Annotated in this window: 20 protein-coding genes; 10 read left to right on the forward strand and 10 right to left on the reverse strand. The window is 72.6% G+C overall.

The features are described 5' to 3' along the window. Positions 1–40: 40 nt before the first annotated feature. Entirely contained in the window at positions 41–1,369 is a 1,329-nt protein-coding gene (locus F603_RS0121760; RefSeq protein ID WP_019548069.1) for a globin domain-containing protein, read from the reverse strand. A 228-nt stretch (positions 1,370–1,597) separates the two neighbouring features. Next, positions 1,598–2,281: an HAD family hydrolase gene (locus tag F603_RS0121765; RefSeq protein ID WP_037956660.1), complete on the reverse strand. Its 684-nt coding sequence runs from the start codon at positions 2,279–2,281 to the stop codon at positions 1,598–1,600. A gap of 151 nt (positions 2,282–2,432) precedes the next feature. Here F603_RS0121765 and F603_RS32580 point away from each other — a divergent pair, with 151 nt between their 5' ends. The 3 genes from F603_RS32580 to F603_RS0121780 are packed head-to-tail and all read left to right on the forward strand — an operon-like array spanning position 2,433 to position 4,437. After that, positions 2,433–2,969 carry a hypothetical protein gene (locus tag F603_RS32580; RefSeq protein ID WP_019548071.1) on the forward strand — a complete coding sequence of 179 codons (537 nt, stop codon included), beginning with the start codon at positions 2,433–2,435 and terminating at the stop codon, positions 2,967–2,969. A 46-nt stretch (positions 2,970–3,015) separates the two neighbouring features. After that, a complete protein-coding gene (locus tag F603_RS0121775; RefSeq protein WP_019548072.1) occupies positions 3,016–3,498 on the forward strand; it encodes a GNAT family N-acetyltransferase in 483 nt (160 codons plus the stop codon). A gap of 18 nt (positions 3,499–3,516) precedes the next feature. Continuing rightward, entirely contained in the window at positions 3,517–4,437 is a 921-nt protein-coding gene (locus F603_RS0121780) for a ketopantoate reductase family protein (protein ID WP_211231112.1), read from the forward strand. Positions 4,438–4,447: 10 nt separating this feature from the next. On the opposite strand, the gene F603_RS0121785 is transcribed toward F603_RS0121780, so the two are convergent. Beyond that, positions 4,448–5,008 (reverse strand): helix-turn-helix domain-containing protein, encoded by a 561-nt coding sequence (locus tag F603_RS0121785; RefSeq protein WP_019548074.1) that lies wholly within the window; start codon positions 5,006–5,008, stop codon positions 4,448–4,450. 140 nt (positions 5,009–5,148) lie between these two features. Between F603_RS0121785 and def the strand changes: the two genes are divergently transcribed. Continuing rightward, positions 5,149–5,757, forward strand: a complete 609-nt coding sequence (def, locus tag F603_RS0121790; protein WP_019548075.1) for a peptide deformylase — start codon at positions 5,149–5,151, stop codon at positions 5,755–5,757. Between the two features lie 94 nt (positions 5,758–5,851). Continuing rightward, a complete protein-coding gene (locus F603_RS0121795) occupies positions 5,852–6,427 on the forward strand; it encodes a CGNR zinc finger domain-containing protein (RefSeq protein WP_019548076.1) in 576 nt (191 codons plus the stop codon). 18 nt (positions 6,428–6,445) lie between these two features. On the opposite strand, the gene F603_RS0121800 is transcribed toward F603_RS0121795, so the two are convergent. Both F603_RS0121800 and F603_RS0121805 read right to left on the reverse strand, forming a co-directional pair. After that, positions 6,446–6,691, reverse strand: a complete 246-nt coding sequence (locus tag F603_RS0121800; RefSeq protein WP_019548077.1) for a hypothetical protein — start codon at positions 6,689–6,691, stop codon at positions 6,446–6,448. A 104-nt stretch (positions 6,692–6,795) separates the two neighbouring features. Beyond that, positions 6,796–7,362: a mismatch-specific DNA-glycosylase gene (locus F603_RS0121805; protein ID WP_019548078.1), complete on the reverse strand. Its 567-nt coding sequence runs from the start codon at positions 7,360–7,362 to the stop codon at positions 6,796–6,798. A gap of 103 nt (positions 7,363–7,465) precedes the next feature. Here F603_RS0121805 and F603_RS0121810 point away from each other — a divergent pair, with 103 nt between their 5' ends. Both F603_RS0121810 and F603_RS0121815 read left to right on the forward strand, forming a co-directional pair. After that, positions 7,466–8,194 carry a tyrosine-protein phosphatase gene (locus tag F603_RS0121810; protein ID WP_019548079.1) on the forward strand — a complete coding sequence of 243 codons (729 nt, stop codon included), beginning with the start codon at positions 7,466–7,468 and terminating at the stop codon, positions 8,192–8,194. Positions 8,195–8,271: 77 nt separating this feature from the next. Next, complete coding sequence (locus tag F603_RS0121815; RefSeq protein ID WP_019548080.1) at positions 8,272–8,634, forward strand: nuclear transport factor 2 family protein; 363 nt, start codon at positions 8,272–8,274, stop codon at positions 8,632–8,634. 67 nt (positions 8,635–8,701) lie between these two features. Here F603_RS0121815 and F603_RS0121820 read toward each other — a convergent pair whose 3' ends face one another. Continuing rightward, complete coding sequence (locus F603_RS0121820) at positions 8,702–9,628, reverse strand: LysR family transcriptional regulator (RefSeq protein ID WP_019548081.1); 927 nt, start codon at positions 9,626–9,628, stop codon at positions 8,702–8,704. A 144-nt stretch (positions 9,629–9,772) separates the two neighbouring features. Here F603_RS0121820 and F603_RS0121825 point away from each other — a divergent pair, with 144 nt between their 5' ends. After that, positions 9,773–10,516, forward strand: coding sequence for an SDR family oxidoreductase (locus F603_RS0121825; protein WP_019548082.1), 744 nt, complete (start codon positions 9,773–9,775; stop codon positions 10,514–10,516). Between the two features lie 89 nt (positions 10,517–10,605). Here F603_RS0121825 and F603_RS0121830 read toward each other — a convergent pair whose 3' ends face one another. Continuing rightward, on the reverse strand, positions 10,606–11,373 hold the full coding sequence (locus F603_RS0121830) for a helix-turn-helix domain-containing protein (protein WP_019548083.1): 768 nt from the start codon (positions 11,371–11,373) through the stop codon (positions 10,606–10,608). A gap of 162 nt (positions 11,374–11,535) precedes the next feature. Between F603_RS0121830 and F603_RS0121835 the strand changes: the two genes are divergently transcribed. Continuing rightward, positions 11,536–12,375, forward strand: coding sequence for an alpha/beta fold hydrolase (locus F603_RS0121835; RefSeq protein WP_019548084.1), 840 nt, complete (start codon positions 11,536–11,538; stop codon positions 12,373–12,375). Between the two features lie 416 nt (positions 12,376–12,791). On the opposite strand, the gene F603_RS0121845 is transcribed toward F603_RS0121835, so the two are convergent. Together F603_RS0121845 and F603_RS0121850 are read right to left on the reverse strand one after the other, a co-directional pair. Continuing rightward, positions 12,792–13,262: a DIP1984 family protein gene (locus F603_RS0121845; RefSeq protein WP_026328623.1), complete on the reverse strand. Its 471-nt coding sequence runs from the start codon at positions 13,260–13,262 to the stop codon at positions 12,792–12,794. A 262-nt stretch (positions 13,263–13,524) separates the two neighbouring features. After that, positions 13,525–14,217, reverse strand: a complete 693-nt coding sequence (locus F603_RS0121850; RefSeq protein ID WP_019548087.1) for a type 1 glutamine amidotransferase domain-containing protein — start codon at positions 14,215–14,217, stop codon at positions 13,525–13,527. Between the two features lie 290 nt (positions 14,218–14,507). Between F603_RS0121850 and F603_RS0121855 the strand changes: the two genes are divergently transcribed. Continuing rightward, a complete protein-coding gene (locus tag F603_RS0121855) occupies positions 14,508–15,392 on the forward strand; it encodes a helix-turn-helix transcriptional regulator (protein WP_019548088.1) in 885 nt (294 codons plus the stop codon). A gap of 653 nt (positions 15,393–16,045) precedes the next feature. Here the strand turns inward: F603_RS0121855 and F603_RS36025 are convergent. Next, entirely contained in the window at positions 16,046–16,204 is a 159-nt protein-coding gene (locus F603_RS36025) for a hypothetical protein (protein WP_245600865.1), read from the reverse strand. Positions 16,205–16,244: the final 40 nt, after the last annotated feature.

Raw genomic sequence — 16,244 nt, forward strand, 5'->3', positions numbered from 1 at the left:
CCGATCCTCCTCCGGCCGCCGTCCAGCGTTCCGCGCAGGGTCAGCCGGCGCCGGTGAGTTCGGCGACGGCGTCGTGGCGTATGCGGCCCTGCGGGATGCCGGACCAGAGGAGCGCCTCGGCGCCGCTGCGGATCAGTCCCGGCGGGCCCGCGAGGTAGCCGTCGAAGGCGTGCCAGGGGCCGAAGCGGCGTACGGCGTCGGGGAGGAGTCCAGGGAGCGCACCGTTGGAGCCCGGGGGAGCCGCGACCACGGGGCGCACGGCGAGCCAGCCCAGGCGCTGCTCCCAGATGCGGAGTTCGGCGAGGTCGTAGAGGTCGTCGCGGTTGTGTGCGCCGTAGAAGACCTCGACGGGGCGGCGTCCGCCGTGCACCGCGATCTCCTCAATCAGTGCACGGATCGGCGCGATGCCCGTGCCGCCGCCGAGGCAGAGGAGGCCGCTTCCGTCACCGTGGTCGACGGTCATGGTGCCGGAGGGCGCGCCGAGCCGCAGGACGTCGCCGACGCGCGCCCGCCGCACGAGCGAGGTGGAGACCCAGCCGCCGGCGACTGCCTTGACGTGGAAGGTGAGCAGGCCGTCGCCGCGCTGTGCCGAGGCGAAGGAGTAGTGCCGCCAGACCCTCGGCCACCAGGGGGTCTCGACGGGTGCGTACTGGCCCGCTCTGAAAGGGTAGCCGCGGTCGGTGCGCAACGTGATCTCGGCGACGTCCGGCGTGCGCTGGCGGTGGTCGACGATCTCCGCACCCCACCAGGCGGGGGCGCGCCTCGCCTCCTCGGCCGCCGCGTCGATCATTGTCTGCGAGATCGCGGTGTACGCGCGGACCCATGCGGCCTGCGTCGCCGCGTCCCAACTGAGCGGCGCCCAGCAGGAGACGGCCGCGAGGAGGCACTCGCCGAAGACGGGGTACTGGTCGGGCGAGGTCCCGTACTTGCGGTGGCCGCGGCCGAGCTGCGAGAGGAACTCGGTGAACCGGGCGGGGTGTTCGGCGAGACCTGCTGCGGTGAGCAGCGCGTGGAAGAGGCGGTCGCGCTGGACGTCCATGGCGAGCGGGAAGAGGCTGCGGAGCTCCGGGTTGCGGACGAAGAGCAGCGAGTAGAAGTAGCCGGTCGCCTCGGACGCGACGGGCGCGAGCTCGTCGAGCGAGCGGCGGAGGAGCGCAGCGTCCTGCGGGTGGAGCGCGGTGCGGGGGTACTGCACGGGCGACGGTTCGGTCGGCTGCGCGTACGGCGAGCTTCCCCGGGGTGCGGGCTGCTGCCCGACGCGCGCGTGGGTGCCCTCGGTCGCCGACGGCCGTGCGTGCGCGTCCGGTTGGCGCCCTGCGCCGTTCGCTGAAGCGAACCACAGGTTGCCGTCCGGCGGCATGGTCGTCATCCGGGGCCTCGTCTCGCAGCTTCTGCGGCAGCGCCCCGCCGATCCGCCGACGGCGGCGGGGCAGCGGCCATTCCGGCACCGGGAGCGGAATCCTCGCCGGACCGCTACCGCACGATGCCGTTCCGACAATACCCATTACGCCACTTCACACAACCCCGTTCACAATTCCCCCTCGAGCCCGTCGGCCCGATTTCCGCAGCGGCCGGGCGGATTCGGCCCCGCCCTCCTTCAGCTCCCCGTGCCTGCCACGAGTGCGTACGCCTCGCGCAGGTCGCGGCCCGTGTAGTGGTGCGAGGCGAGGTCCCGCACGTGTGCGTCGGCGTTGACGGCCACCGACACGGGGACGGCCGCGAAGAGTTCGGCGTCGGAACGGGAATCGCCGTACGCGACGCAGTCCTGCGGCGCCACACCGAAATCCGCGCAGAGTTCGCGCGCCAGCTCCACTTTGGCCGTCGGCGTGAGAATTCCCGACGGGTCGACGGGCTCGCGCGGATACCGCACGCCGCCCGAGAGCGCGGGCGGCGGGACCTTCGGCCAGCGGGAGGCACGCGTCGCGTGCGCGCCCCAGTCGAGGAGACGGCTGACGAAGAAGTCGGGGGAAAGGGAGATGACGGCGCAGCGGTCGCCGCGGGCTGTGATCTCGGACCAGACCTCGCGGATTCCCGAGAGCCAGGGCGCGCCGTCGAAGGCCGCGGCGACGTGGCGCTCCGTGAGCCCCGCCCAGAGTTCGCAGGCGCGTATCGCGAACTCTCCGGGCGCCAACTCCTGTGCGGCGAAGGCCCGTTCGAGGGCGAGCACCTCCTGCTCGACACCGAGCCTCCTGGAGATCTCGACGGGCGCCGCCGTGCCGTGGAGCAGCGTGCCGTCGAGGTCGAAGATGTGCAGTCGGCGCCGGGTGGTCGTCGCGTCCATGGCCGCAGAGTAGGCGGAGCGGCCGGGGCCGCGGTACTCCCCCCTGAGTAGCCCCGGAGCCTCCCGCCGTGCGACGCACCGCCAGGACCCGCTGAGGCACCGTGTCCCCATGCCGCGTCCACCCCAGCTCCCTCGCCCCGCCCGGCGCACCATGACCGTGCTGCACGCCTGCTCCTCCGCCTCCTGGCTCGGGCTGAGCGTCGGGCTGCTCGCGCTCGGCCTCACCGGCGGCGCCACGGAATCGGCCGCGACGAAAGAGGCCGCGTACCGCGCGATGCACCTCTTCGGGGACTGGCTGCTGGTACCGCTCGCGCTGCTGACCCTGCTCACCGGGCTCGCGCTCGGCCTCGGTACCCACTGGGGCCTGCTCCGCCACTACTGGGTCCTGGTGAAGCTCACCCTCACCCTCGCCACCGGCACCGCCACGCTCTTCGCGCTCCGTCCGCGCGTCTCGGCAGCCGCCGAGGCGGCCGCCGCCGGCGAGGCGGTCGAGGCGGGCGACCTCATCGCGGCGCCTGTGGTCTCGCTCTCGCTCTACCTGTTCATGATGGCGCTCTCCCTGCTCAAGCCCTGGGGCCGCACGCGCATCGGCCGCCGTGCCCTCGCCGAGGAGCGCCTCGCCAGGACCCGCACGGCGGCGAGGCCCGTGGCCGACTCCCGTACGGCGGGCGCCAGTTCGGTCGAGTAGCACCGCGGACTCCCGCTGCGCCGCTCGGCGGCCTAGTCTCGGCGGCGTGCCCGAGCAACCACCGCCGCCAGGCTGGACCGTACGCGCCGCGACGGCCGAGGACCTCCCGTCCCTCGCCGCGCTCCTCGCCGACGACGCGCTCGGCTCGTCCCGCGAACGCCCCGACCGGCTCGCCCCGTACCGCGCCGCGTTCGACCGCATCGCCGCCGACCCGCACCAGCGCCTCGTCGTCGGCTGCCGCGAGCACGGCGAGGTCCGCCCCCTCGGCACACTCCAGCTCACCCTCACGCCGGGGCTCGCACGGCAGGGCGCGACGCGCGGCACCATCGAAGCGGTCCGCGTCGCACGCGAGGCGCGGGGCGGCGGCCTCGGCCGCGTCCTGGTGCGGTGGGCCGTCGACGAGGCGGCACGGCAGGGGTGCGCGCTCGTCCAACTCACCTCCGACACCACGCGCGAGGACGCGCACCGCTTCTACGAGCGGCTGGGGTTCCGCGCCACGCACGTCGGCTACAAGCTGCCGCTGGACTGACCACCGAGAGGAGCCCCCGTGCAGACCGAGGAACCGAGGCGAGTGGCGGTAGTGGGCCCCGGCGGGGTGGGTGGACTCCTCGCCGCCCTGCTGGCGCGTGCGGGGCACAGCGTCGTCTGCCTCGCCGGCGAACGGACGGCCGGGGTGCTGCGGGAGCGCGGTCTCCGCGTATCCAGCACCGCGCACGGGGAGTTCACGGCCCAGGTCGAGGCGGGGACCGAGCTGCACGAGCCCGTCGACGTCTGCTTCCTCGGCGTCAAGCACACGGCGCTCGCGGCCTCGCTCGCCCGCATACCGCGCGAGGCGCTCGGCGAGGCGCTGCTCGTACCGCTCCTCAACGGCCTGGAGCACCCGGGCCTGTTGCGAGCCCACCACGACGAGCGGCGGGTGGCACCGGGGGCGATCCGCGTGGAGTCGACCCGGGTGGAGCCCGGAGTGATCGCGCACACCAGCCCCTTCGCCGAGGTCGCTCTCGCGGGCGACGGAGTGCCGCACGCACTCCTCCAGGGCGTCGCGCAGTTGCTCGAAGGGGCCGGGGTGCCCACCTCGCTCGGCGGCAGCGAGGCCGCCGTCCTCTGGCAGAAGATGTACTTCCTCGCGCCGGCCGCCCTGCTCACCACGCGCTACCGCACGACCCTCGGCGAGGTCCGCACCCGGCACCGCGCCGAGCTGGGCGCCGTCGTCGCCGAGGCCGTCTCGGCCGGCCGGGCCGACGGCGCCCCCGGTGACGCGGAGGCGGTCCTCGCCCAGTACGACACCTTCCCCGCCCCGACGAAGTCCTCCATGCTCCGCGACGCCGAGGCCGGCCGCGCCCTGGAACTCGACGCGATCGGCGGCGCGTTGCTGCGCGCCGCCGCACGCGTGGGGGTGCCGGCGCCGACCGCGGAACGCCTCGTCGCGGAGGTCGCGGAGCGCGAGGGCGCCCCGGTGAGCGGCTGACGCGCGCCCCTCACGCCCCGCGGTCGTCGTCCGGCAGCAGCGGGAAGAGGCGGGCGACGAGCGCGACGGGCGCGGCCCGCTCCGGACGCAGTTCGGGGCGCGACTCGCGGGCGCGGTAGGGGTCCAGGGCGCGGCGCAGCACCGCGGAGACCTCGGCTGCCTCCTCCGGCGTCAGGTAGGCGAGGGCGCTGAACGCCTCGTCTTTCCGCCACTCCTCGGGCGCTTCCTCGCGCCGCCTCCGCCAGCCGTGGAAACTCTCGTCCTCCAGGCCGCGTGCGAACTCGTCGAGCACGTCGGGCGGTTGGCCCGCGGGCGCGGGGGGCGCCGTGGTGCCGAGCCGCCAGGGGCGGGCGCGCCCCGAGGTGCTCGGTGCCTCTTCGATGTGTCCGTACCGGGCGAGTTGACGCAGGTGGAAGGAGCAGAGGCCGGAGCTGTGGCCGAGGCTGGCGGCCGCCTCCGTGGAGGTGAGGGTGCCGGACTCGGCGAGCAGGGCGAGGAGTTCGTCGCGTATCGGGTGGGCGGGGAGCCCGGGGGAGGTGACGGGCTGGTCTGCTGATTCCTCTTCGGTCACTTTGCAAAGTCTGCTACTTTGCAAAGTAGTTGGCAACGGCGCACCGTGCGCTGCTGCCGCGGGAACCGTAAGGAGCACCCGAGTTGGCCCTCTCACGCCCCAGACCCGCAGACGGCCGGACCCGGCTCCAGGGTGAGCCGGTGGACGGCTATCCGCTCCTCCCGCCCGAGGCAGGGCGAGGTGCCCCGCGGCGGATCACCGAGGTCGGCGAGGAGGTGCTGCGGCGGCCGTGCCGCGAGGTCACCGAGTTCGGCACCCCCGAACTCGCCTCGCTCGTCGACGACATGTTCCTCATGCTCTACGTCGCCGACGGTGCCGGGCTCGCAGCCAACCAGGTCGGCCTCGACCTCGCGCTCTTCGTCTACGACTGCCTCGACGAGAAGGGCACACGCCACGTCGGCCACGTCGTCAACCCGGTGCTGGAGCCCGTCGCACAGAAGGACCGCCGCTTGCTGGAGGACGTCGAGGGCTGCCTCTCGGTACCGGGGGCAGGGGCCGAGCTCCCCCGTGCCGACCGCGCCGTCGTCCACGGGTGCGACCGCGACGGCCGCCCGGTCACCGTCGAGGGCACCGGCTACTTCGCGCGGTGCCTCCAGCACGAGACCGACCACCTGCACGGGCGGCTGTACCTCGACCGCCTCGCCGCCCGCGCGCGCAAGCAGGCCCTGCGCGAGATGGCGGAGCGCCGCGAGGAGGTCATGGCGCGTCGCGTCGCCAACGCGCGGGAGTTGGGGCACGCCGCACCCTGACCGCGTGGGCGCGCGGAGGCCTGGTCCTGCCTCTAATGGGTAAAGTCTTAGTACGCCGGTTACCATCCCTGGGGAGCAAGGTGTGAAGACGCCCATGTCCGACTACGCGCTTGGCGCCGGACTCGCCACCGACCTGATCAACACCGCTCCGACGGCAAGAAGTTCGGGCGAGGCGCTCACCAGCCCGACGGCCCTCGGGCGCTTCCTCGTCGAGCACGGCGTCGAGCCGCACGCGATGCTCGCCGCACCCCGTCTCACCACGGACGACCTCGACGAGGTGCGCTCGCTCCGCAAGGAGCTGCGCTCCCTCGTCCTCGCCGGCGACGAGATCTCCGTCGTCACCGGCGCTACGGAGCTGCTCACCCGCGCCGGCGCCGTCCCCACCCTCCTCCGCGACAGCGCCGGACGGTGGCAGTGGCACCTGTGCACAGCGCGGGGCGCCCCGCTCGCCGACGAGTTGGGCGCGCTGGCCGCTGCCGGATTCCTCGGCGTGCTCCGCGCCCTCGGCCACGCACGGTTCCGGAGCTGCGCCTCGCCCGTGTGCGACGGCGTCTTCGTGGACACGAGCAAGGCCGGCCGCCGCAGATACTGCATGCCTGCGCTCTGCGGCAACCGCCTCAACGTCGCCAACCACCGCGCGCGGAAAGCCACAGGTGAGGAGCCCGCCTGACGGGGACCGGCCCCGGGGTCACACGCTGAGCGTCCCGAAGGCGAACCCGACGACCAACCCGAGGACGAGCCCCGCGATCGACACCCCGATCGCCGTGCCGGCGAGCCGCTCCCCCTTCGAGTTGGCGACGATGCCGCAGACGAGCCCTGCGATACCGAAGAGCGGCGGACAGAACAGGAACGCCACGCACCCCAGCACGATGCCGACGATGCTGAGCGTGTTGGAGTCACCCTTGGGCGGATACGGCTGCTGCGGATACGACACGACGCCCCCTCACGTATGTGGTCGTCACACGATAGGGCAAGCCTGTTCGAGCATTCCTGCGCGGGTCTCACCCGAAGTTGCTTGGCCTTCTTGCGAGTTGACGGCTACGCGCACGCCGAGCGGTCGGGCAGCCCCGTGGCCTCCCGCAGGCGCCTGAACTCCTGCGCCAGCGCCTCGGGCGGATAGTGCGCGTTGAGCCCGCTCGGGCTCGGCAGCACCCACACTCTGCTCCGCTCGATCGCCTCCCGCTGCGGGCCGACGTCGGCGCGCAACACCCCGAACGCCGCCCGGAACCCCGTCACCCCGAGGAAGGCGACCCAGTCGGGACGTCGCATCCGCACCGTGCGCCGCAGCCGCCTTCCCCCCTCGACGAACTCCCGATCCGTCAGCTCCGAGGCCCGGGCCGTGGGCCTGGCCACCAGGCTCGCGATGCCGAGCCCGTAGCCGAGCAACTCGCGCTCCTCGCCCGGCGCCAGGCGCCGCGGCGTGAACCCCGAACGGTGCAGGGCAGGCCACAGCCGCGACCCCGGGGTGGCGAAGTGGCGCCGGGAAGCCGCCGACGCGAGGCCCGGGTTGATCCCGACGAAGAGCACCGCGAGCCCGTCGGCGAGCAGGTCGGGCAGCCGTACGTCCCTCGCCGCCTCCAGCTCGTCCCGCGTGAACCGTCCCATCCGCCACCTCTCCGCGTCCGACCCCGTGCACCGTAGCGAGGCGCCGGGCTCCGGAACGTGCTCAGGCGGGCCGCGATGCGCCGGTCGGCCGTATGGTGGCCGCGTGCAGAGACACGTCACCTTCACGCACGTGCACAACTTCCGTGATCTGGGCGGCTATCGCTCCGCCGACGGACGCCGGGTACGGTGGGGCCGCCTCTTCCGCTCGGACTCCCTGGGCAAGCTCCGGGGCGCCGACTGGGACCTCTTCCTCTCCCTCGGCCCCCGCACAGTCGTGGACCTCCGCTACCCCTTTGAGATCACCCGCAGCGGGCGCGTCCCCGAACACCCGGGCCTCACCTACCACAATTTCAGCATCGAGCACCGCCCCTACGACCAGGCCGGCCTCGCCCCGGACGTCGACCCCGCGCGGTACCTCGCCGACAGGTACGCCGAGGTGGCCCACGACGGCACCGCCGAGCTCCGCGCGGCACTGGAAGTGATCGCCGCCGACACCGCGCCCCTCGTCTTCCACTGCCACTCGGGCAAGGACCGCACCGGCCTCCTCGCCATGCTCGTCCTCTCCCTCCTCGGCGTCGACGAGCGGGACATCGTCACCGACTTCGCGCTCACCGAGCACGCCACGGCCCGCCTGGTCGCCGAATGGCACGCGGAACACCCGGAGTTGACGCTGCGCTGGCCCGCCTACGGCCGCGCCCCCGCCGAGATCATGCAGCTCTTCCTCACCGACCTCAACCACCGCTACGGCTCCGTACGCGGCTACGCCTCCCACCGACTCGACGTCGACGACGCGCTCGTGGCGGCCCTGCGCGAGCGGCTGCTGGAGGCTTGACCACCGGTCATGGAGCCGGACGCGCGCTACGAGCGGAACCGGCGGCAGGGAACGGGACGTGTCCGTAGTGTCCCCGCATGGCCAACGAGGACGAGCGGGCCGTTCAAGCGGCCACCGAGGCGGAGTTGCGGCTTCTCGATCCCGAGGTGCGAGCGCGGCCCGACCTCGTCACGGAGCTCCTGGACCCGGCGTTCGTAGAGATCGGGGCGTCGGGCCGCCGCTGGGACGCGACGACGATCCTCACCGTGACGAGCGGTACGACGGCCCCCGCCTCCTCGGTCAGGGTCAGCGAGATGTCGGGAGCCGTCCTCGCTCCGGACCTCGTTCACCTGACGTACCTCGCCGACCTCGGGGGACGCCGGGCATGGCGGAGCTCCCTGTGGCGTCGGACGGATTCGGGCTGGCGCCTGTACTTCCACCAGGGCACACCGGCGAGCTGAACCAGGACGAGACGCCGACGGATGAACCCCGTGCGGGCGGCCGGACTCGGGAGGCAGTGCCGCCCTCTCAACGTGGACCCGCCAGCAGCCGGCTCGCGGCATCGTGGAAGGCGGTGACGAGCGGACTGTGGTCGTCGGCGCGGGACGCGACGACCACCTGGCAGGGTTCGATCCCGTCGACAGGGACGGTGGCGAGGTCGTCGCGCAGCGCCCAGCGCCGGTCGTACGCGGGAACGATGGCGACGGCCCGCCCGTCGGCGACGACTTCCAGCTTGTCCTCGTAGGTGTCCACCAGCAGCGGGCCCACTGGAGCGGCGTTGCCGTCCGGCCGGGGTTCGAGCTGCCAGAACCCGCTCCAGACCGCGGCCATACCGGCACAGGCCACGAGAGGTTCGGCGGCGACGTCACGGTGGCTGACCGACTCCGTGCCGGCGAGGCGGTGGGACGCGGGTACGAGGAGCGCCCGGGGTTCGTCGTAGAGGACGGTCATCCTCAGGTCCTCGGTCGGGATCGGCAGCGGCGTGCGGGCGACGAGCACGTCGACCCGGCGGTCGGGGAGGGCGCCGGTTCCGTCCCAGTCCAGGTGACGGGTGCGGACATGGGCGTCGGGACGGCGGCGGCGCAGTTCCCGCACCGCAGCCGTGACGACGAGGTCCTCGACGTAGCCGACGGTGAGCGTGCGGGGCGGCGCCGCAGCGCGTGCGGCGTGCACCGCTTGCCGGGAGGCGTGCAAGAGCGCCCGGGCCCGCGGTAGGAACGCCGCACCGGCCGCGCTGAGGCCGGTGCCCTGGGTGGTGCGCTCCAGCAGGCGCACGCCGAGAGCGTCCTCCAGCCGCTGGATCTGACGGCTCAGGGAGGGCTGGGCGATGTGCAGCGCCTCCGCCGCCCTGGCGAAGTGCAGGTGCTCGGCGACGACCAAGAAGTACCGCACCAGCCTCAAGTCGAGGTCCGGTTCCGGGCCGAGGGCCGGAGCGGGCGGGGCTTCGTCGGACATGCAGACACCTTACGCGTGATGCCGAACCTGCATGACGGTGTACGAAACAGGACTTGGACGCCTTCGTTCGCACGGAGGTTGACTCGACGTCGTCCCACCGGGCCGATCCGGCGGGTGCGATCTCCGAGGCGAAAGGTGTCCGCCATGGGCAGGTACGAGGGCAGGAACGTCGTGATCACGGGAGGCAGCAGCGGGTTCGGACTGGCCACCGCCCGGCTCCTCGTCGACGAGGGGGCACGGGTACTGATCACCGGGCGCCGCCGGGACGCGCTCGACGCCGCCCGCAGCCGGCTGGGCGACAACGCGACAGCGGTACGCAGCGACGCGTCATCGCTCTCCGACATCCGCGCGTTGGCCGACCGCGTGCAGGCCGAGTTCGGAACGATCGACGCCCTGTTCGCCAACGCGGGGGTCAACGGCTTCGCCCCGTTCGAGGAGACGAGCGAAAAGCTCTTCGACGAGCTGCTGACGAGCAACGCCAAGGGCCCTTACTTCACGGTTCAGAAGCTCGCCCCACTGCTCGCCGAGGGGAGCGGCGTCGTGCTCACCACCTCGGTCGCGAACGTGCTGGGCCTTCCCGCGCTCAGCGCATACGCGGCGAGCAAGGCGGCTCTGCGCTCGATGACCCGCAGCTTCGCCCGCGAACTGCTCCCGCGGAAGGTCCGCGTCAACGCGGTCAGCCCCGGCCCGATCGACTCCGGAATTCTGGAGAAGTCGATGCCCCTGGAGACGGCGGAGCAGACCAAGGAGCAGATGGCCGCCGACAACCCCATGGTGCGCATGGGCACCCCCGCCGAGGTCGCGAAGGCAGTCGCCTTTCTCGCCTTCGACGCCACCTACACGACCGGCGCCGAACTCGCTGTGGACGGTGGCGGTTCCCAACTCTGACCGGCACATGCTCACCACCGCGGGGGCGGCCGCCTCGGCGCCGCCTCCGCGACTCCCCGCGGAGGCGGCGTCGGTAACGGTGCGCTGTCTCAGAAGGGCGCTCCGGTCGGCCATGCGCGGTCGTCCACCGTCAAGAACGGCTCACCCGACACGGTCGCCGGGGTTCCACCGGTGAACGCCCTGACCTCCCGGTGCAGATGGGACTGATCGCAGTAGCCGCCGTCCGCCGCGACTCGGGCCGCGTCCTCGCCCGCGACCAGACGGTGCGCGGCGCGGTCGAACCGGACCAGTCTCATCGCGCTTTTCGGCGGAAGACCGAGCTGCGAGCGGAAACGGGCCCACAACCTCCCGCGGCTCCACCCGAGTTCGGCCGCCAGGTCGTCGACCCGGACGAGTCCCCCGCTGACGACGATCCGGTTCCAGGCCCAGGCGAGCGCCGGGTCCACCGGCGACCGCGCCTCGCGCCGGCGGGCGAGCAACGTCTCCGTGAACGCGAAGCGGCCCGCCCACGAGGGGATCTCGGCCAGTTGCTCACGTATCCGTGCAGCCTCCCCGCCCCACAGGTCGTCGAGGGACACCAGGGAACCGGCCAGGTCGGCCGGACAGGTACCCATGACCGCGCCCGCGACCACCGGAGACAGGCGCACCTGCACGCACTCGACGTCCACGCCCCACGCCCGGACCCCGCCTCCCGAGCCGGCCCCGGGCCCGCCGACGACACTGCCCCTGTACCACCGCTCGGCGCCGTCCTCCACGGTGGACCCGCCCGCCCCGAACTCCAGGATCAGCATCACCGCCGCGTGCGGAACCACCCGCAGGCCGCCGGCGGACATGCCGGGGACCCGGAACCCGGTCATGTCGACGCCTGGCACTCGGCTGGGCCGCTGCGGACGGACGACGTCCCACGCAGCGGGATCGTCACACGCACTCGTGAGAGTCCCCATCACGCAAGGCTAAGCGGCCCGAAGCGGGAACATTCGTCCAAGCCACCCGTGCCCACCGACGGTGACATAGGAGCCATGACTCCTTCCGACAAGCACCCGTACGACAGTGTCGCCGCCACCGGGGACGCGCTCCTCCGCCTGGACGACGGCGACCTCCACGTACGCCAGGACGGCCCTCGTGACGCCCCCGTGCTCCTGCTCGTCCACGGCTCCGCCACCTCGAACCGCTCGTGGGACGCGCTGGTTCCGCTACTGACCGCGCGCCATCGCGTCGTCCGCATCGACCTGCCGGGGCACGGTCGCTCGGCGGAACCGACCGACGCCGATTACGCGATCCCCGCGCAGGGACGCAGGATCGGCACGGCACTGGACCGGATCGGCATCGAACGCGCCCTGGCCGTCGGCCACTCCAGCGGCGGCTACGCCGCCACCGCTCTCGCCGAGCAGCGCCCCGACCTGGTGACGGCGCTCGCCCTCATCAACACGGGCCCCGGCATGGACGCCTTGCATGCACAGGGGGACCTCGCGATCGACCCCACGCAGTGGCCACCGGCCGACGAGCAGATCCGCCGGTTCGCGAGCACCGGGTTCCGCACGGGCTACCAGGTGCCCCAGGAACTCGTCGACGACCTGCGCGGCATGACCTACCGCGCGGTCACCGCAGCGATGCAGGCGTCCACCGCCTACCTGCGCCAGCGAGCGCTCCCGGAGCGGCTGACCGTCCTCGGCAAGCCGCTGCTGGTCGTCTTCGGCGAAGAGGATCGGCGATGGCGCCCCTCTTCCGCGGCCGACTACCGTGCCGTGCGGGGCGCGACGGTCGAGTGGCTGCCCGGTGCCGGACACACGCCCATCCTGGAGGCGCCATCGCAGACGGCCGCACTCCTCCTGCCCTTCGCGGAGATCCACACCGCTTGAGCCACGAGAGCCACTCACCGGTCGGCCTCGCAGGCGTGCGGTGGGTTGCCGACCGACCGGATCGCCCGGTCGTTGGAGACCGTCCGCGACCAGCTCCTCAACGACCCGGTTTCCGCCGTCGGTTCGGGCGCCGAGATGCAGGAGCACGGCCGCGCTCTCCGCCGGCGGCCGCCGTCCTCCCTGACGCCGTGGAAAGCCCCGAACCCGCCCTCGCCGCCTCGGATCTGCACGTGGTGATGTGCCGTGCGCTGTGCACCTTTACCTGTACGCCGTGCTGAGCTGCGCTGTTGGTGGGGAGTCGAACCCCGGCGTTGCTCTTCACGCGCCAGGAGTGGGCCGGAAAACCGCCGGCCCTCGGTGTGTGCACGCCTCCGAAGCTGCTACCTGCTCCACAGCGTCGCGATCTGCTGGACTGCTCAGTCCAGCAGATCGACCTCCCAGTTCGCACGCTGGATGCGCACGTCGACCTCGCGGATCTCCCGAGCGAGCGCGTCCGCCTGACCGCGGAGCTCCGCCACCGGAAGCGCGGAAAGCATCATCAACTCGGACCGGAGCTGCCGGCCGTGCCCCCGCTCGCCCTTGCCCGCCGCCGCGTCGGCCGCTGCCGTGACCACCGAGTGACGCAGCCGCAGCACGTCCCGGCGGGCGAGGGCATCGGTGAGCGTGCCGTCCGGCTCCAACTCGACGGTGGCGTTGGTCCGGTTGATCCGCCGGATCAGCGCCTCCAGGGTGTTCAGTACCTCACCGGCCTCGGCCAACAGCTCAGCGGCGTCCTCGGCGGGCGTCTCCCCTTCCTGGTACCGCGCACTGCTGACGACGCGCGCTCGTAGCTGTTCCACACGACGCGTCGCTGCCGCACGTTCCGCCAGTGCCTCGGCAAGCTTCACTGCCTCCCCCTCCAAGAGCTCGCACGAGTATACGAGCGCATACCGGCTCGGCACCCCGCTTTGTGCTCCACCGGAGCTTGGACCAGCCGTCTTTGAAGCGGCATTCGACGCCAGGTACCGACGCTTGATGTCCGGCTCTGCCGGTTGGCTGTCTCTCCAGCCCCTGGCAGCAGCGTCCGAGGGGAGACGGAATTCCACGCGAGGAGTTTCGGCAGTGCGCCGTGGGTCGTCGACGGCCCGGCCGACGTGGCCGGCGACCCGCTCACCCCAGCGCCGCGATCACGTCCTCGGCCATGCGTGCGCTGGACGCCGGGTTCTGGCCGGTGCACAGGTTGCGGTCGCGCACGTTGAACTGCTGGTAGGCCGGACCCCCTGAGTGGACGGCGCCCCTCTCCCTCAGCCGGGCGGCGAGCAGCCACGGTGCGCCCTCTGCCGTGCCGAAGAGCCGCTCCTCCTCGTCGGTGAACGCCGCCATCTCACGGCCGGCGAAGAGCCACCTCCCTTTTGCGTCGACGGCGCTGAGCAGGGCGGCAGGTCCGTGGCAGACAGCTCCGATGACCTTTCCGGCCGCGTCCGCGGCGGTCAGCAACCGGCCGAGGTCGGCATCCTGGAAGAGATCCACGACCGGACCGTGGCCGCCGGGGAGCACCATCGCGGCGTAGTCGTCGATGCCCACCTCGTCCAACTTCAGCAGGGGGCCGAATGCGCGCAGCGCCTGCTCGGCCTGTGCCACGTAGCGGGCGCAGTCGGCACCGGCAAGCTCCGGGTCGGCGCTGTGCCGGTCGAGCGGCTGCAGCACTCCGCCGGGGGAAGCGAAGTCGACCGTGTGGCCGGCCTCGACGAACTTCTCGTAGGGGGCGGCCAGTTCCTCCGCCCAGTAGCCGGTCGGATAGGTCGAGCCGTCGGTGCGCTCCCAGACGTCGGCGGCGGACATGACGATCAGGATCTTGCTCAATGGGTTTCCTCTCGATGGGACGGGCTCGCTGGCCTCCGCCGCGCCGTCTGCGGACTTCGCGTCCGGTGCAGAAGCGGGCGTCCGTACCGGGCAGCGGACGCAGCGGCGTTGCCCCTCCGCGCAGTCGCGCAGCACAAGAGCGGACCGCCGCAGCGAGTCGGCACACATCCACTCTGGGCCGCGCTCGGCGCCGGTGGGGCCGCATACCACGCCCTGCACAACAGCGGACCGGTGAACCTGGGACGCACAGGGCCGGCCGCAAGCCGTGGCGATCCGGGACACTGGAGCACGTGGCCAGCAAGAAGCACGAACTCGCCGACTTCCTCAAACGGGCCCGCAGCCAGGGCGATCCGTCCAGGGCCGGCCTGCCGTCGGACGGCCGCGTACGTCGTGTCCCGGGCCTGCGCCGAGAAGAGGTGGCACGCCTGGCCGGGGTGTCGACCGACTACTACACCCGCCTCGAACAGGGCAGGAACATCACACCCTCACCGACCGTGATCGACACGCTCGGCCGCGCCCTCGCCCTCGACGAGGCAGGACGTGCCCACCTGCGCGACCTCATCGGAGCGACCGCTGCCCCGGCCCGCCGGCACCCCGTCAGCGCCCAGCGCGTACGCCCGGGCCTCCACCAGCTCCTCGACGCCCTCGACGGCGAACCCGCCCTCGTCCTCGGCCGCCGTACCGACATCCTCGCCGCCAACCGCATGGCGCGCGCCCTGTTCGTCGACTTTGCACAACTTCCGCCCCGCGAGCGCAACTACGCGCGCTGGATGCTCCTCGACGACGACGCCCGTGCGCTCTTCACGGATTGGGAGGACCAAGCACGCGCAGCGGTCGAGAGTCTGCGTCTCGACGCCGGCCGCGACCCCGGCGACCAGGCCACCGCCGCCCTCGTCGCCGAGCTGCGAGAACGCAGTCGCGCGTTCGACGAGTGGTGGGAGCAGCATCGCGTCCATCAACGCACCCACGGCTCCAAGCGCCTCCGTCATCCCCTCGTCGGCGAACTCACCGTCCAATACGAGACGTTGACGCTTCCCGCAGACCTCGACACCGTCCTGTACGTCTACACCGCCGAGCCCGGCTCCCCTTCGCAACGGGCCCTCGACCTCCTCGCGAGCTGGACTCGCACCACCGGCCCCGAGCGGTCCGTGCACCACCGCGCGCCCGGCCCCTGACGGCACCCACCCGTTGCGTGAGCCGTGATCGAGGTCGTTCGAGCAATCGGCGCCCCCGGCAACCTGTGCTCATCCGGCCGCCGTTCGGCAGCACCCGGGCGCTGAACAGACGGGGCCGGAGCGTCGGCCTTTCCTCACGCCGTTGCGGCGGCCGCTTCTTGCAGAGCAGCCGCCGCGCCGTCGGCGAGGGGAATCGCCGTGCCAGGAGACCGCCGTGTCGACCTCCGGCCTGGCCGGCCGACGCAGCGACTCGGGCACAGTCGGCGTTGAAGACACCCAGCACGGTCCGGCCGACGCTGGCGACCGCGTCACCGGTGAACAGCACGCCCGGAGCGGGCAGGTGGAGTGCGATCGACCCTTCCGTGTGCCCGGACACCGCGACCAGCACCGCCGTCCTCCACCCGTCGGTACACCAGGCACGGCGGTGCCGACTGCAGCGGGGGTAACGCCGCCCGGGTCGGCAGCTCGAACTCCTCCAGCTCCGGCGGCACTCCCTCCGCCTCCCCGGGATCACCGATGCCTCCAACCGGTGCGCCAGCACCTCCGCCCGTGCCGTCGGCCGGTTCGGCGGTCGAGCCCACATGGTCCTCGTGCCACTGCGTCAGCACGATCCGCCACAGCTCACCGTCGAGGGCTTTCCCGATCTCCGCCGCCTACTCCGCCATCCCGGCGTCGCTCAGCGTCAGCTCGTCGCCGTCCCGCCACAAGGCAGCATCCACGGGCCAGCGGAGCATGCGCAGCCCCCGCAGTACCTCGATCACATCCCTTGCCCCGGCCCGCACAGCCGCCCTCGCGGCTACGCGATAGTTCACTGACGGCTCATCGCCGCCCACCATGAGCCTTGTTCCGCAG

The sequence above is a fragment of the Streptomyces sulphureus DSM 40104 genome, assembly GCF_000381025.1.
Classification (GTDB): domain Bacteria; phylum Actinomycetota; class Actinomycetes; order Streptomycetales; family Streptomycetaceae; genus Streptomyces; species Streptomyces sulphureus.